Annotated in this window: 11 protein-coding genes; 5 read left to right on the top strand and 6 right to left on the bottom strand. The window is 62.4% G+C overall.

The genetic code is table 11. The annotated features are described in order from the left end of the window. Positions 1-9: 9 nt before the first annotated feature. A complete protein-coding gene (locus tag OES25_08700) occupies positions 10-999 on the top strand; it encodes an aldo/keto reductase (protein ID MDH3627720.1) in 990 nt (329 codons plus the stop codon). On the opposite strand, the gene OES25_08695 is transcribed toward OES25_08700, so the two are convergent. The 6 genes from OES25_08695 to OES25_08670 all read right to left on the bottom strand — a co-directional run bounded on the left by OES25_08695 (position 996) and on the right by OES25_08670 (position 8,391). Then, a complete protein-coding gene (locus OES25_08695; protein ID MDH3627719.1) occupies positions 996-1,394 on the bottom strand; it encodes a response regulator in 399 nt (132 codons plus the stop codon). The genes OES25_08700 and OES25_08695 overlap by 4 nt on opposite strands. Continuing rightward, positions 1,391-2,620, bottom strand: coding sequence for an MFS transporter (locus OES25_08690; protein MDH3627718.1), 1,230 nt, complete (start codon positions 2,618-2,620; stop codon positions 1,391-1,393). The genes OES25_08695 and OES25_08690 overlap by 4 nt, the downstream gene beginning before the upstream one ends. Before the next feature lie 13 nt (positions 2,621-2,633). Beyond that, positions 2,634-3,743 carry an MBL fold metallo-hydrolase gene (locus OES25_08685; protein ID MDH3627717.1) on the bottom strand — a complete coding sequence of 370 codons (1,110 nt, stop codon included), beginning with the start codon at positions 3,741-3,743 and terminating at the stop codon, positions 2,634-2,636. Positions 3,744-3,800: 57 nt separating this feature from the next. After that, the gene (locus tag OES25_08680; protein ID MDH3627716.1) at positions 3,801-5,213 is read right to left on the bottom strand and encodes a hypothetical protein; all 1,413 of its coding nucleotides are present in this window, start codon (positions 5,211-5,213) and stop codon (positions 3,801-3,803) included. 119 nt (positions 5,214-5,332) lie between these two features. Further along, positions 5,333-6,592: a dicarboxylate/amino acid:cation symporter gene (locus OES25_08675; GenBank protein ID MDH3627715.1), complete on the bottom strand. Its 1,260-nt coding sequence runs from the start codon at positions 6,590-6,592 to the stop codon at positions 5,333-5,335. A gap of 77 nt (positions 6,593-6,669) precedes the next feature. Next, positions 6,670-8,391 (bottom strand): aldehyde dehydrogenase family protein, encoded by a 1,722-nt coding sequence (locus tag OES25_08670; protein ID MDH3627714.1) that lies wholly within the window; start codon positions 8,389-8,391, stop codon positions 6,670-6,672. A 124-nt stretch (positions 8,392-8,515) separates the two neighbouring features. Between OES25_08670 and tal the strand changes: the two genes are divergently transcribed. From tal to OES25_08650, 4 genes are all read left to right on the top strand, one after another. Beyond that, positions 8,516-9,478: a transaldolase gene (gene tal / locus OES25_08665; GenBank protein MDH3627713.1), complete on the top strand. Its 963-nt coding sequence runs from the start codon at positions 8,516-8,518 to the stop codon at positions 9,476-9,478. Positions 9,479-9,487: 9 nt separating this feature from the next. Next, positions 9,488-11,899, top strand: a complete 2,412-nt coding sequence (locus OES25_08660) for a TonB-dependent receptor (protein ID MDH3627712.1) — start codon at positions 9,488-9,490, stop codon at positions 11,897-11,899. 39 nt (positions 11,900-11,938) lie between these two features. After that, positions 11,939-14,356 (top strand): hypothetical protein, encoded by a 2,418-nt coding sequence (locus OES25_08655; protein MDH3627711.1) that lies wholly within the window; start codon positions 11,939-11,941, stop codon positions 14,354-14,356. Between the two features lie 485 nt (positions 14,357-14,841). Beyond that, on the top strand, positions 14,842-15,170 hold a 329-nt coding region (locus OES25_08650; GenBank protein ID MDH3627710.1), incomplete at its 3' end, for a hypothetical protein.

Genomic DNA, 15,170 nt, shown 5'->3' with positions numbered 1-15,170 from the left:
GCCTTGTTCATGGAATATCGTCGTCTTGGTCGGTCCGGTCTCAAGGTCAGTGCTCTCTCGTTCGGATCGTGGGTCACGTTCTCGTTTCAGGTCGATCGAAAGGCGGCCACCGAGCTGCTTACCTGCGCTTACGACGCCGGCGTCAACTTCTTCGACAACGCCGAGGTCTACGCCGCCGGCGAGTCGGAACGGATCATGGGTCAGGTTCTCGCCGACCTCGGTTGGTCTCGGGATACGTTCTGCGTTTCCAGCAAGGTCTACTGGGGTGGTGATCTGCCGACCCAGCGTGGACTCCACCGCAAGCATGTCGTCGAGGCGTGTCACGGTGCGCTGCGTCGTCTTCAGGTCGATCATCTCGATCTGTTCTTCTGTCACCGCCCGGACCTCGAGACACCGATCGAGGAGACCGTCCGCGCGATGGATGATTTGATCCGGCAGGGCAAGGTGCTCTACTGGGGCACCTCCGAATGGTCGGCGCAGCAGATCCAGGAAGCGCACGGTTGTGCGCGGGCTCTGGGCTGTCATCCACCCACCATGGAGCAACCGCAGTACAACATGTTGCATCGCGATCGGGTCGAGCGTGAGTACCACCGACTCTACGACGGTGTTGGACTCGGGACCACGATCTGGTCGCCGCTGGCGTCCGGAATCCTCACCGGAAAGTATGCCGCGGGAATTCCCGACGACTCACGGATGGCGCTGCCGGACTACCAGTGGTTGCGGGAGCAACTGGAAACGGAAGAGGGGCGACGTAAGATCCAGACCGCGATCGATCTGAATCCGATCGCGAACGATCTCGGCATCTCGATGCCCCAATTGGCCATCGCGTGGTGTCTCAGGAATCCCAACGTCAGCACCGTCATCCTGGGGGCGTCCAGGGTGGAGCAGCTGCGTCACAATCTCCAGACGCTGGAGATCGTGGACAAACTAGACGACGAAGTCATGGACCGAGTGGAAACGGTCCTGAAGAATCGACCCACGCTACCCGAGCAGTTCTAGGAGTCTGTCGCGCGGGCGGGTACCCACTGGTCGAGGGCCCGCTTCAGGTCTGAGATGCGAGCGGGCTTCGAGATGTAGTCATCCATGCCTGCATCGAGACACCGCTCGCGGTCACCCTTCATGGCGTTGGCGGTCAGCGCCACCACCGGTGTATGTCGGCCCGCTGTCGCCTCTTCGATTCGAATGACACGGGTCGCCTCGAATCCGTCGGTTCCTGGCATCTGACAGTCCATGAAGACGATGTCGTAGTGGGCCTGTCGCATGGCGGCGATCGCCTGTTCCCCGTCATGGGCCTCGACGCAATCGCAGTTGAGGGTCCCCAGCATCGACAGGGCGACCTTGCGATTGATCGGGTTGTCCTCGACGACCAGAACTCGTGTCGGCTCCAGACTCATCGGGCTACCTCGTCGGTCCGTTTTGCCGCCGGTACGACGGACAGGTGTCGCTCCAGCAAGAGCGACCCCACTGCCAGCGGTAGGGCCATCACGGCAATACCAAACCAGAGTGTATCAGGGCCATATCGCTGATACACCTGGGTACCGATGATCGGAGCGAAGACGAACGCCGATGCAAATGCGGAGACATAGAGACCCATGTATCGACCCTGATGGGTTCGTCCCGCGCGCTCCGCGACCAGGGCATTGATGTAGGGCAGACAGATCATCTCACCGAGTGTCCAGACCAAAACCGTGAAGAGAATATAGGGTCGCGAACCGCTAAAAGGCATCAACCCGAAACCGATGCAGATCAGGGCGGCACCGAAGGCGATCACCCGCATCTTTCGGAACCGATTGAGCCACAACATCAACAACATCTCGAAGATGGCGATCACCACGGCGTTCAGCGCGAAAACCGCACCGATCATATCTTCGCGGAACCCACGGATCTCCTTCAGATAGAGCGGGAACGTGCTGGTAATCTGAAAGAAGATGCTGGCGATCCCGACCACGATCAGGAGCAACGCCAGGAACGGTCCGTCGGTCCACGGAGAGATGGAGTTCGGATCCGGTTGCGCCCGATCCTCCGCGTGCACGCGGGGCCCCGCCAGGAAGATATGGAGCACGATCGCAGCGACCCAGCAGGTGATCGCGTCAACGATGAAGAGCCAGTGGTAGCTGTAGAGCGCGATCAACCCACCGACCGCCGGTCCGATACTGACACCGATATTGGCGGCCAGTCGCAACAGGGCGAAACTGCGGGCCGTGGCGTCTTCCGGCGCGAACCGGGCGAAGCAGGCCATCACGGCGGGACGAAATGCCTCGGCCACCGCGCTGACGAAAAAGACCGCGATGGTGATGGCCCAGAGATCGTCCAACTGACTCAGGATCAGATAGCCCACACCACTGATCGTCAGGCTGAGGAACATCGTCCTGCGGGCGCCGATCCGATCCGCCAGCTGCCCACCGACGAAGGAGCCGATGATCGAACCAAGACCGTAGGTGCCGATGATCTGGCCTGTCACGCCGATGCTGAACTCTCGTTGCGTCGTCAGATAGAGCGAGAGAAACGGAAGGACCATCGTGCCGGCCCGATGGATCATCGTCGCGGCGGCGAGCAGCCATAATTCGCGGGGTAGACCGCGATAGGCCTCGCGATAGAGGCGGCGGACGCGGGCAATCATCTCTGGAAGTCGTTCAGCCCGCGGCGCAGCGGTTGGGGCCGGCCTCGAGATCCAGGGGTGACGCGTCACCCAGCTCGAGCCGCCCCTCGTTGATCCCGATAATCGTCTCGAAGTTGCCCGGCTTGCCCTGCAGGCTATCGACCACCCGGCCCACGAAGGCCTCCTGATCGAGAGTGAGTAACGGCAGCTCGCTGCGAAGCTCGCGGAGGGTCGTCGCCACCGGAATCCCGTCGAAGAGAATCTCACCGGCGTGGTGGGTGGGAAGGATGGTCACCGTCTCGGCCAGCTGCAGGATCCGCTCCGTGAGAGAGCCGTACAGCATCTCGGCACCACGCCGGGCACCGGCGTCGCCCTTCTCGAGGTCCGGACGTCCAACGGCCCCGACAAACACCGTGTCACCGCTGAGTAGCCAGTCGTCTCCCACCTGATAGCAGGTGCTTTCCCCCGTGTGGCCCGGTGTACGAATGGCACGAACGGATACCGACCCCACGCTGAGAAGATCCTCATCGTCGATCGGCTGGTAGTCGAACGTCACACGATCGTTTCTGGGGAGACAGAGCGCCGCTCCGGTGGTGTCCGCAAGCGCCCGCGCACGAGAGATGTGGTCGGCGTGGACGTGGGTCTCCACGACCTGCGTGATCCGTGCACCCATTTCATCCGCCAACTCGACGTAGACGCCGGCGTCGATACAGGGATCAACGACGATCACCTCTTCACCGTCGGCGATCATGTAACTAAGACAGCCCTTCCCGTTGCGACGGATCTGGATCAATCGAAACGGTGTATCGACGACGGTCGCCCGGCTCCAGGCCTCGCTCCACCCGCGCATCCCACCTTGAAGACTGAACGCCTCGAATCCAATGGATCGCAGCACGGCAGCAGCCTGCAAGGACATGATGCCGGCACGACAGACCGTGACGAGCGGGCGATCGCGGGGCAACGCCTTGGCTGCCTGGACGAGACCGCTGGGGTCCTGAAGACGCAGCGCGTTGTAGACCGGAAGATTTCGGCTACCGGCGATATGCCAGGCCTCGTGCTCCGCGGCCTCGCGGATGTCGACGATCTCCAGTCGGTCCTCGTCTTCGAGGCGACGTTTCAGCTCGTCGAGAGCGATCTCTTCCATGCCACCATCCCTCCGGCGATCACGAGGTGCAGACCCTCAGCATAACCGGACCGGACGTCAGTGCAAGAGATCTACCGCCGGGCTCGTGGGAGCCCGCAGCGTTCGCAGGAACTCCAGCAATTCTTCGGTCTGCCGATCGCTCAGCGCGACGAACGCATCTCGCTGGTCCGCGGCCTCACCGCCGTGGGCCATGATCGCCTCGGTCAGCGTCGTGGCACGACCATCGTGGAGGTAGGGCGCCGAATCCCGAACACCCCACAGACGGGCGGTCGTGAATTCGCTCCGAGTCTGCTCGTCGGCACCGTGGAACGACTCGGCCATGTCCGGGCCCAGGTCGTGACGTTTCATATCGGCAAACAGGGGAACCTCGATCCCACCCAGTCGGCTTCGGTCGAAGCGCGCCGGCTTGCGGGTCAGATCGATCTCGTAGAAGACGTTGGCGGAGGGATCGGTCGGAACCTCGGGGAAGCGCAGACTCAGGTTGCGCGAACGGGTGTGCAGGGTCGGGATGTGACAGTCGACACAACCGATCTCGTCAAAGTGCTTGGCTCCGTTCTTGCCCTCTTGTCCCTGGGCCTCGACGACCGGTCGCTCGAGGGCCGCGAGGAAGACGCTGAGTACCGAAAGATCGCCACGGGTGATCTCGTCAAAGACCCCATCCCCGTCGGCGTCGACTCCGTCGCCCACCGCCTCCGACGGCTGCATGCCGAAGTGGAACTGCATGGCCCCGATGTCGAAATCGCGGATGGAGAAGTTCTCGCCCTTGCGGCCGAACGGTCGAATCACCAGGTCGGCGTTGACTCCCTCGATCTCTTCCTCGTCGAACTTATTGCCATCCCAGGTAATCCGGCCAAACGAGACGCCTTTCGTTATCAGGTCAACCGGGATGTTGGGTTGGCTCACCGCCTGCGCCTTCAGCGCCTGCAGGTCGGCGGTCATCTCGCTGGCCACCAACTCGAGGCCACCGACGCCGAACAGGAACGGCGGGTTGGCGAAGCGACCGTTGAATCCGGCGGTGCCGTCGAAATCGTCCAGGTCCGCCGGGTCGATGGAGGTCGGCATGATGATGGCGTTGGAGTTGGAGCCGCCGGCGCCACCGAGGCCGAGTTCTGCGGGGATCTCGGATCCACGGACGATGGTGTGACACTCGAAACAAGTCTGAGCATCGAGGCCGTTGATACGGAGGAAGGTGCCGTTGCCCTGGAGCGTCGGACGCCCACCGGGCGAGACGGTGTCGTTCAGGTTGAGGGGCCCGTCGCCATAACCGTCCAGTGTGTTGAACGGTGTCGTGAACATCGTCAGGCCCGCCGAGCGCAGTTCATCGAGGCTCAGAAGGTCGTCTGCGACGTCGTCGTGGGTCGGTCGGTCGGCAGGCAGATTGGGAATCTCGCCTACCTGGGCGGCAGCCACACCGACCAGCAGGAACGAAACAGCGACCGAACCCAGTAAACGTAGTGCTCTCGTATCCATGACCATGGCCCTCCCACCGGTAAGATCTCCCAATAAGGTACGTAAAAGCGTCCCCCTGACAACGGGGATTCTGGGTGAGGGATATCCCGCACAACCGGATTTTATGGACCTTCTGTGGGTCAGGGGCGCCCATCGGCGATTTCGCCCTCGCCGTGGGCCACGATCAGGGTGATACACGAGTCGCCAGAGATGTTGACGGAGGTGCGTAGCATGTCCAGGACCCGATCGACGGTCCAGATCAACCCGGTGTACTCGATCGGTAGCCCGACCGCGTGGAGGATGATCACCATCATCACCAGGCCCGCATGAGGGATGCCGGCCGCACCAATGCTGATGGTCAGGCCCAGGAAGACCACCATCAGCTGTTGGCCGATGGTCAGCGAGAAGTTGGGGTCGACGCCGGCGTGGACCTGGGCGATGAAGAGGACCGTGACGATTTCGTAGAGCGCGGTTCCGTCCATGTTGACGGTGGCACCGATCGGTAAGACAAAGCTGGCGATCCGATTGGAGATGCCCGCTCCCTTCTCGGCGCGCTCCATTGTCACGCCCAACGTGCCGCTGCTGCTGGCCGACGAGAAACCGGTCACGAGGGCCGGCATCATCTTCGAGAGGAAGCGGTAGGGATTGCGTCGGGTCATCACCCAGACCAGGATCGGTAGCGTTACCAGCATGTGGGTGAACAGTGCCAGGAATACGGTGAGGACGTAAGGCAGCATGGCGCGCAACGCATCCAGACCGACGATGGCCAACATGCGCGCGATCAGGCCGGCAATGCCGATGGGCGCCAATGCGATGACAAAGCCCACCATCTTCATCATCACTTCACTACCGGCTTTGATGAACCGGGTCATCGTCTCTCGCTGCTCATCGCCGATCTTGAGAATAAACACGCCGAAGAGGATGGCGAAGAAGATGACACCGACCAGTTCGGTTCGTGCGGCGGCATCGATGACGTTGGACGGAACGATGTTGACCAGGACATCCCAGAAGGTCTGCGGCACACCGCTCGTGTCCACCGGATCGTGTGGCATGGCCAGGCTCAAGTTGGCCCCGGGTCGAAGGGTGTTGACCCACAGCAGGCCGGAGACGCAGGCGATCAGGCTGGTCAGGATGTAGAGACCGAACGTTCGCGTACCGATGCGCCCCAACCGCGAGGCGTCACCCATTCCAATAAGACCGCTGACGAGTGTGAAGAAGACCAGCGGGACCACGACCATCTTGAGCAGGTTCAGAAAGATTCGCGCGATGCCGTCGAAGGACTGATAGAGGAAGGTGTGCTTGACAACTTCCTCGGGGTAGGCCTGATTGGCATACCAGCCGGCGAGGATCCCGACGCCGATCCCGATCAGGATCCACCAGTGCAGCTTCAGTTTGGGCATTTTGGCACCTCGTCGGTTGCGGGCCAACCGACCTTATCTCAATCCGGTGCCGGAGGGTAACAGGAACTGTTGTGAGACTAGCGCAGCTGACGCTTGCGCGAGAAGATCAGTGTCCGAAGGTCGACACGACGACGGAACCGTTCGTTTCGGATCAGACGCCACCAGGCCTTGAAGCGCGCCATCTTCCCGGTGCCGTGCAAATGCTGGATGCTGTTCTGCACCATCTCCTCGGCGTCGTCGTTGTAGGGATACGAGTACGCCGGCGCCTCCAGGGAGTTGGCGTCGAATGAGACGAATCGCTGGCGAGACATTTCGCGGAGTCCCGGTGTTCCGTGGTTCTGACCGATTCCGCTTCGTCGATAGCCGGACCAGGTGGCGCTGGGTTCGCCGTAGGAATAGAGCAGGTCGTTGATCGTCACGACACCGGCCTGCAGCCCCACCATCATTCGCTCCGCCTGATGGGAGGAGCTCGTCCAGCCACTGGCCGCCAACGCGTACTGACTTTCGTTTGCCAGAAGAATGGCCCGCTCGAGACTCTCGACAACGACAATCGGCAGGACCGGACCGAGGGTCTCTTCCTGCATCAAACGGCAGTCGTTGGGAACGTCCGTCAGGATCGTCGGCGGATAGAAGCTTCCGGGACCGTGGGGGATCTCACCGCCGTGCATACACTGGGCGCCCTGGTTGACGGCGTCCTGAACCTGTTGGTGGACCCGAGTCCGATCGGCTTCCGACTGCATCGGACCCATGTCGATGCCGTCGTCGACCGCACTGCCCACTTGAAGCTGTTGGACGTGATGCAACGCGCGTTCGATGAATTTGGTGGCGACCCGTTCTTCGACGTAGACCCGCTCGACGGATCCGCAACTCTGACCACAGTTGGCGAACGCGCCCCAGACGATGCCTCGCGCCGCCCGCTCGATGTCGGCATCGCCGGCGACGATCGTTGGATGTTTTCCACCCAGGCTCAGGACGACGGGTCGAGGAGAGCAACCGGCCGTCGCCATCACACTCTGTCCGGTCTCCAGGCCACCGGTGACGAATACCTTATCGATACGCGGATGGGCGACGAGGTGCAGCGTGTCCTCGGGGACCGCCGGAACCACGTTGACGATTCCGCGCGGAAAACCTGCCTCCGCACAGAGTCGACCGATCTCGATTCCCGACAACGGCGTGTGCTCTGAGGGTTTCAGGACCACGGCGTTGCCCATGGCCAGCGCCGCGGCGACCTGAATCAGCGGTGTGGCGAACGGCATGGCCCGCGGCGTGACGAGCGCCACGACACCGATGGCGTCATAGAGGTAGTGGGCCCGCTTGTGGGCGTAGTACGGGTGACGCGGTTCGACGGCCAGACCGGCGTGGAATCGCTCGGCATGGAAGATGATGAACTTAAGGTGATCCAGCGCGGGGAGGATCTCCATCGCCAGCGCTTCGTGTTTCGGTTTTCCCTGTTCGTGGGCGATGATCTCTGCCAGACGATCGGCGTGATGACGGATCAAGACCGACAGTCGTCGAAGGAGCGAACCCCGTTCCTCGTAGGCGGTACTCCGCCAGAGAGGGTAGGCACGCCCCGCGGCCTCGACGGCCTGCAACACATCCTCCGGACCGGCCAGGGCGACGTTACAAAACGGCTCCCCGGTGGACGGATCGACCAGGACCTGAATCGCACCGGTGCCCCCGGCCTGCTGGCCGTCTACGAATGGACGAACGGCATCCGCGACCTCTTCGGTTCCGGTGACTTCGGCGAGGGCCGCCTGAATATCCCGGGCGAGGGTCCTCTCAAGGTCTGTATCGAGCACGACGGGAATATAAGTCCCTGCCACCGGCGGAAACCACCTCCCAGATAGGGCGTTTTTGGGCGTTCACGGGCGGAGGGACCGTTATACTGGCTTCCACGCGGGATTTTCATTGGCTGGAGCGACCATGAACAAGCTGGAAGGACTGAAAGCGTGGACGACCGTCGTCGCGGATACGGGGGACATCGACTCGATCGCCCGCTATCGCCCACAGGACGCCACGACCAACCCATCGCTGCTCTACAAGGCGGCCCAGATCGAGGCCTACCGGGATCTGGTCGACGAGGCGGTTCGCTGGGGAGAGAGTCAGGCCGGCGTCGATCGACTCGACGCGACGATGGACCGACTGGCGGTCAACTTCGGTCACAAGATCCTCCAGCTGATTCCGGGCCGAGTCTCCACCGAGGTTGATGCACGCCTTTCCTTCGATACCGAGGCGACGATCGCCAGGGCCCACCGGTTGATCGACCTCTATAAGGATGCCGGCATCGAACGCGAACGCGTGTTGATCAAGATCGCCTCGACCTGGGAAGGGATCCGAGCGGCAGACCAACTCGAGAACGAGGGCATCCACTGCAATTTGACGCTGTTGTTCGGTTTCGGTCAGGCCGTGGCCTGCGGAGAAGCCGGCGTCACGCTGATCAGTCCGTTTGTCGGCCGGATATACGACTGGTATCGGAAGGCGCAAGGTGTCGACGATATTCCGTTGGAGGACGACCCCGGCGTCGGGTCGGTACGCACCATCTACGAGTATTTCAAACACTTCGGTTACAAGACCGAGGTGATGGGTGCCAGTTTCCGTAAGAGCGGTCAGATCCTCGAGTTGGCCGGCTGCGACCTGTTGACCATCGCGCCCTCGTTACTGGACGAGCTTCAGGCGGCCGAGGGCGAGGTCCCGCAAAAGCTCGGCGGCCAGGAGGTCTCCGACCCCAGCCCCGATCGGATCGCGATGGACGAACAGATGTTCCGCTGGATGCTCAACGAAGACGCGATGGCGACCGAGAAACTCGCGGAGGGCATCCGCAACTTCGCGGCGGATCTTACGAAGCTGCGTCAGCTTCTTGCAGAGCGGACCGGCGTCCAGGCCTAGGACGGGACGTTGATCCGTCTGCTACTGATTCTCTTGCTCGTCGCGACGCCCGCGTGGTCGGCTCCCGATGAGAAAGACGACGAAGCCGAAGGCAAGAAGAAGAAACGGAAGAAGACGATCACCGAGACGGTCGTCGTCTCGGCCTCGGCGACGACCCAGGCGTTGCTCGATTCACCGACCGCCGTCTCCGTGATCGATGGCGAAGCCCTCGAGACCGGTAGCGGCGAGCAACTGACAGATCATCTTCGTCGGGTTCCGGGCATCAACGTCGTTCAGTTCAGCTCCCGCGACGTCAACATCTCGTCCCGGGGTGCAACCGGCGGGATCAACAACTCGACCTTGGCGTTGGCCGACGGGCGCTCGATCTATCAGGACTTTCTCGGCTTCATCCTCTGGGAATTTGCACCGACGGACTTCTCACTGGTCGATCGCGTCGAGGTCGTCCGGGGTCCCTCGTCGTCGTTGTGGGGCGCCAATGCGGTCGGTGGCCTCGTTCACATCATCACCAAGTCTCCGGCGGAGACCCTCGGCGGCCGCCTCTCGATCACCTCGGGCAGCTACGCCTCCCGCAGGATCGACGCACAACACAGTTTTCTGGTCGGTGACTGGGCGTTGCGCATAAAGGGCAGTTTCTTCGAGGCCGACGCGTTCCGTCGGCCACAGACGATCACCAACCTGTTCGGTGAGGTGGTCGATCCCGACCTCGGTCTGATCGAGGACGGGTTCCGCGACTCCGGTACCGATCAACCGTCCCTGGATCTGCGCGCCGACTGGGAGAGCGAGTCCGGGGCCCGCTGGATCCTGCAGGGCGGCTGGGGTCGCACCCGTGGCTGGATCGCGACGGGGCTGGGTCCGTTCGATATCGACCCCGGCACTTCCAACTCGTACGTCCAGGGCCGCTATCAGTACGGACCCTACGAGGCACAGATCGATGCGTCGTGGTTTGACGGCGGGGCCCTCAACCTGATCAACGCGATCCCGTTCGGCTTTCGATCCGGGAAGGTGCATTCCGCGTTCCGCGGAAAGACGCTGCTCGGGAGCCGTGGCATCCTCGCCTGGGGTAGCGAGGTGCAACGAACTCGCTACGAACTGAGCATCGCGCCGGATGGAAAGGTGCGGACCCAGTTCAGCATCTTCGCGGAGACGGATCTCAGGCTTCACGACAGGGTGTGGCTCGACGCCGGCGCCCGAATCGATCATTTCACCGAGACCATCGGCACGGTCCTCTCGCCGCGAGCCGCGCTGCGGTTCAAACCGAACGAGACCCAGACGATTCGATTGGCGTGGGGTCAGGCGTTCCGCTCTCCGTCGGTGATCGAGAGCGACCTGTTGGTGCCGACGATTCCCGTCGCGATCATCGACTGGGCGGAGCTCGATGCCGAGGTCATCGATCCCAACTTGTTCCCGTTCGGCTTCTTCGAACCGATCGCTGCGGTCGTCTGCCAGTCGCAACCCGACAATTGCGGTGCACCGCCCGGTGAGGTTCCGGACTATATCGCCGTGACATCGGCACTCGGCTCGCGAGAGTTGAAGGAAGAATCGACGCGCTCGATCGAGATCGGCTATGCAGCACAGCTAGGAGACTTCGATCTCTCGGCGGCGGTCTATCGGACGAACTCCGAGGAGGGGATCGACTTTCCGCAGAAGGGCAGCTACGGCCTGGGGGTGGACGGCCTGTTCGGGACCCTGGACGATGTCATCCTGCCAACCGATCCCGACGGCAACGGCATTGACGAAGCACCGGCGGTCGATGTCTGTCCGTATCTCAATGCGTTGCCACCGTTCAATCAACTCTGCCCGCAGTTCGGAGCGGTAACCTACAACGAAGCCCTGTCGATCCTGCTCGATGGTGAGATCCCGTCTCTGTTCCAGTACGACAATGGTGCGACGGCACGAAACTGGGGAATCGAACTCGGAACCCACTGGAACGGACCGAACGGACTCTCGTTGGGGTTGAACTATTCCTGGCAGAGTATCCCGCGCGCAGACGGGATCCCGATGGATCGTCGGATCGACACGGTGATCGCCGAGGACGCAGCGGGAATGGATCTGGATGGCGACGGTCTCGTCGCTGATACTGCATCGTTTGTCAACATCCCTGCCGAGAACAGGATCGCGTTCTCTGCGCGACTTGACCGAGCACAGTGGTACACGTCGCTAAACATCGATCATGTCGGTGAGACGTTCTGGCAGGATGTCTTGACGTCGGACTTCTGGGGCTATGTTCCCGACTACACACTGGTCGGGCTCAAGGGTGGCTACCGATTCCGACGATCTCCGCTGGAGATCACCGCACAGGTCAGCAACCTCCTCGACGACGACATCCAACAGCATATTTTCGGCGATATCGTGGATCGTCGGGCCTCGATCGCCCTGCATTACGCGTGGGGTGGCGTGGCCGAAACCAGTCAGGGGAAATGACCGTACATTCCGGGGACGCTTGTTTGGGGGGAACCTGCCATGAACCTGAATCGAAGACTGACCACCACGCTTCTATGCTGCCTCGGGTTGCTATTCGGTATCGGCGCGATCATCGCCGCACCGATCGAGGTGCAACGACAACAGCTTTCCGAGGAGATCCGTTTCACCTTGCAGGTACACGAGCCGGCTTCGGGTGAGTCGCTCCTCATCCTCACCGATTCGTTCTTCGGTGGAACGTTCTGGGATCTTCGATCCTACGAGAAGGTCGGGCAACGGCGATCGTGGTCGGTGATGCAACCGATCGACGCCGGACTCAGCACCGAGGCCGACCGGGTCGGCGCGGAGCTGGCTCTCTGCCCGGAAGATTTCACGACCCGCGACGCGTGTCGTCTTCTCGACTCGTCAGGCGAGCTTGACCAACCGTTATGGACGCCAAAGTTTTCGGCGGGCCTGCGCTGGGAGAGCACACGACCTGCCATGGCACCTCTGCGGCTTGGGGACCGGCACCTGGAGACGGCAAGAGACGACAGCGGTGTACGGATCCAGCGTCGCCAGCGGGTCGTCGCCGAAGGACTGCTCGTGACGGGAATGGGACCGGCCGAGGTTCTGCTCGTGGAGACTCGCGACCTGCGGGACAACTCCGCGCCGACTTCCTACCTCTTCCTGGATCGGCAGGGACGGGCCCTGGCAGGGTTGACGGGGCGTCCGGGAGCCGACGGCTTCGTCGTCGACAAGCTCGAAACGCTGCAGAGCTTCTCGCCCGAGGCCGACAACCTGATGACGATCGACTATCAGACGTTCAGCAATCGTCTGACACCGGGACGAACCGGGTTCCTTCAGTACACCACGGTGAACGACACGGTCCTGTCGGCGATCCACCCGGCATGGATCGATATCCCGACGATGATCGCCACCGACGCCAGCAATGTCGTCATCCAACCGGACGGCGATGATCCGGGTTCGCAGGTCACACTCCCGGAGGTCTGGGAGTTCGGGGCTCTCGACACGGCGGTGCTGAACTTCCGCACGTTCAACTCCACCCGTGACGACCAGGCAGGGGCGCCCTGTTTCGCCAACTGCACGACGCGCGACGTGACGGCCACCCCGCCGGACGGCACCTGGCAGGCCTACCTCAAGATCGCGACCTACGATGACCTCGGCACGCTCTACACCGAGGACTTCTTCGCCCTCAACGACAACGACACCGGCGCGAATCCATCCATCGACGTTCCGTTCACCGGACAGGATGTGCTGAACGCGTCCGATCGAACCCAGGTCTGTTTCGAGCAAAGCGCGGGAGGAGCCGATCGCTTCTTGCGGTTCTTCCAGTTCACCGGACCCGACAACGCCACCGCCACCATGGGGGTCGGCGATGTCTGGAACTCCGGCAACTGGCCGTCGTGCAACGATGGCAACGGCCTGCGCCTGACCGCCGCGTCTCAGTGCGGGGATCAGTGCTATCCCGGCTGCACGATCCCGCAGCCACGTGCCCAGGGGCAACTGGCGGGGAATTCCGGATTTCAGATGACAGTCCTCGAGGACGGGTTCGTCCACGTGCCCGCCGGCAACTACCTGCCGTCACTCCTGATGCGTCAAGACACCGACCTGATTGCCGGTCTGGATTTCATCGTCTCGTGTGCCCTGGGATCGACTCCCAACCGCACCTTCGATTTCTTCTGGGTCAACGATACGTACGGGTTGCTGGCCAGCGTCTCGTCGTCCAACAACGACACGATCACGGGCACCGATTGGTCGGCCAACGGCAACACGTCCGACGGCGCCGACTTCACGTGGGGGCCGTTCCCACCGGTTCAGATGACCGCCGACGCGTGTCTCTCGGGAACCCGCGTCGACTGGTCGTTGCCGGACGATGGCTCCAACCTCAACGGCGAACCCAACATCGCCAACTATGGCTACGTCGTCTCGTGGGGAACCGAGACAACGCCCGAGGCGTTGGCAGACTGGACCGGCAACCCGAACCATTCGCCGTTGCCCGGTGAGGGGGGCTATCTGAGTGCACCTGCCGGTTCCGAGCCGACGTCCTATGTGATCAGCGGTTGGGGAGGCAGCGACGTACGAGCCACGGTCACCACCGCCATCGATTACACCGACCCCGACATCCTCGATGTCACGACGTTCCAGTCCGGCGCGTTCTACCAGATCCTCGAAGACCCGGCGCGGCTCGACGGTGTCACGTTTCGCGTCGGCGATGGGGTGACGCCCTTCACTGCCATTAACGGCGGCGACATCGATCTGTCTTGGAACGCGGTTGCCGGTGCTGACGCCTACCTGATCACGGTGTACGACCTCGACACGGACCTCGAGATTCCATGCCCCGCTGGGATGGACTGTTCACCGTCGACCGCGACGGCAACGCATGTGGGTGGCGTCGCCGCCGGCAACCTGGCCTATCGGGCCTTCGCCGTTGACGCGTGCGGGGAGGCCTCGGGCAACTGATCGCAACGTGGCTCGAAGAATGTTGTGTGTTGCGTGATACGTCCGGTCGCCGATCGTCCGCCAGCGGACATGTGATTGCATCACCCGCAAGATTCCCAGGGTAAATCGGCATCGTACGGCGGCACGGTCCTCGCAATGTCTCCTGGACGATGTGGACTCCATGCCAGCCGATCGAAGGCAGACGACCCGACCGATTTCGTCCCCCTCATTGCCCGAAGTCGGACTGCCCTGATCATCGGGTTCAGGGACGTGGGTACCGTCCCCGGCGGGTCGGCTACTACCGTCGAGCCTGTGACCCTCACCGGCGCGTCCCTCGTTTTCGATGCCGGACGTGCGAACGCACATTCTCCCGTCAGTCGTTTGCCACGAGTTACTACCTCAAGCGGCCGGAGCTACTGCGACCCGTCGCCGGATTGCTGGTGGCGGGGTCGGCCCATCGCCAGATTGCCCGGTATCTGGGCTGTTCACCCTCGACCGTCATGACGATGAGTGTGCGTCTCGGCCGCCATGCCGACCTGTTTCATCGAGCGTCCCTGGAACAGTTGGGAACGATCGAAGAGCCGGTTGTCTTCGATCATTTTGAGACGTTCGTGCGATCTCAAATGGAGCGCCTGGCGATCGGCACCGCCGTCGGGCAACAGTCCTGGTTTGTTTACTCCGTCGACGGGATGCGCTACCGAGGGTCTCGCCGCCGCAGTCGACGCAAGCGAATGCTGAAGCGCACCCCCGACCCGACGACGCCCGGTGTCCGGATCGATTCCACCTGTAATACGCTGGAAAGACTCCTAAGTAGGAGCCCGGGGGGCTCGACCTG

It is taken from the genome of Acidobacteriota bacterium (assembly GCA_029861955.1).
GTDB lineage: Bacteria > Acidobacteriota > Polarisedimenticolia > Polarisedimenticolales > Polarisedimenticolaceae > JAOTYK01.
The sequence above is the reverse complement of the archived record's forward strand: the minus strand, read 5'-3'. Positions and strand labels throughout refer to the sequence as shown.

Excerpts from the sequence above, each read along its gene's own strand:
- OES25_08675 (MDH3627715.1), bottom strand. The coding sequence starts at position 6,592 with ATGCCCAAACTGAAGCTGCACTGGTGGATCCTGATCGGGATCGGCGTC.
- OES25_08695 (MDH3627719.1), bottom strand. The coding sequence starts at position 1,394 with ATGAGTCTGGAGCCGACACGAGTTCTGGTCGTCGAGGACAACCCGATC.
- OES25_08685 (MDH3627717.1), bottom strand. The coding sequence starts at position 3,743 with ATGGAAGAGATCGCTCTCGACGAGCTGAAACGTCGCCTCGAAGACGAG.
- OES25_08690 (MDH3627718.1), bottom strand. The coding sequence starts at position 2,620 with ATGATTGCCCGCGTCCGCCGCCTCTATCGCGAGGCCTATCGCGGTCTA.
- OES25_08700 (MDH3627720.1), top strand. The coding sequence starts at position 10 with ATGGAATATCGTCGTCTTGGTCGGTCCGGTCTCAAGGTCAGTGCTCTC.
- OES25_08655 (MDH3627711.1), top strand. The coding sequence starts at position 11,939 with ATGAACCTGAATCGAAGACTGACCACCACGCTTCTATGCTGCCTCGGG.
- tal (MDH3627713.1), top strand. The coding sequence starts at position 8,516 with ATGAACAAGCTGGAAGGACTGAAAGCGTGGACGACCGTCGTCGCGGAT.
- OES25_08680 (MDH3627716.1), bottom strand. The coding sequence starts at position 5,213 with ATGGATACGAGAGCACTACGTTTACTGGGTTCGGTCGCTGTTTCGTTC.